The organism is Chloroherpetonaceae bacterium (assembly GCA_025056565.1).
In the GTDB taxonomy this organism is placed as follows: domain Bacteria; phylum Bacteroidota; class Chlorobiia; order Chlorobiales; family Thermochlorobacteraceae; genus Thermochlorobacter.
This window is the reverse complement of record JANWWA010000057.1, coordinates 1-683: the sequence shown is the minus strand read 5'-3', so window position 1 is coordinate 683 and position 683 is coordinate 1. Positions and strand designations below refer to the sequence as shown.

1 protein-coding gene is annotated in these 683 nt (G+C 58.7%); it reads right to left on the bottom strand.

The window, feature by feature from the left end:
• Window positions 1–336: 336 nt before the first annotated feature.
• The coding region (locus NZM05_12660; protein MCS7014466.1) for a hypothetical protein at window positions 337–683 on the bottom strand (347 nt) is incomplete at its 5' end.

The window sequence follows — 683 nt, the reverse complement described above, 5'->3', positions numbered from 1 at the left end:
CATGGTGTAATGAGGAAACCCTTGGATAGACAAGCGTCGCCAGTCTGCACAAGCCCTTGCGAAGCGCGTTATCGCAGTGGTTTCCTATCATGTAGAACTCGAAAATCAAGCAATAGCGGACAGAATTAATAGGCAAATCGGTGAGGAAAGTGCAAAATCTGGTACTTTTGCTGGGTTGATGGTGCTGTTATACCCCCTGTTCAGTGAGGTTCGCCCATATCCACGCCCCGCGCCGAAATTCGTGAGCAGATCCGCACTGTCCATCACGCCGTCGCGTTGGGCGGTCGTTCAGTTGGAGTCGTTCGGCTCGTCGTCGATTCCGCGTTCGCGTAGGAGCTAGCGCAATCGCTGCAGCTCGGCTTCGGCTTGCTCGGCGCGTTGGCGTTCTTGTTGCAAGCGTCGTTCGGCTTCCAACGCGCGGCGCGCCTCCCGCTCGCGAATTTGGCGTTCTTGTTCGCGCAGCCGCCGCTCTTGCTCCGCCTCCAGACGCGCCTGCTCCACCGCACGCTCCAACGCCTCGCGCAGCTCCAAGTACGCGGGAAATCGGTGTCCTTTGGGGCGTCCGAGAGCGACCATCACATCGGGCGCGTGGCGGATGTCGTTTCTGCCTTGAACTGGATACCAGAACAGGTCGATGGCGATGCACACATCGTTGCGGTGGCGGAACATCGCCTCGATGTTCT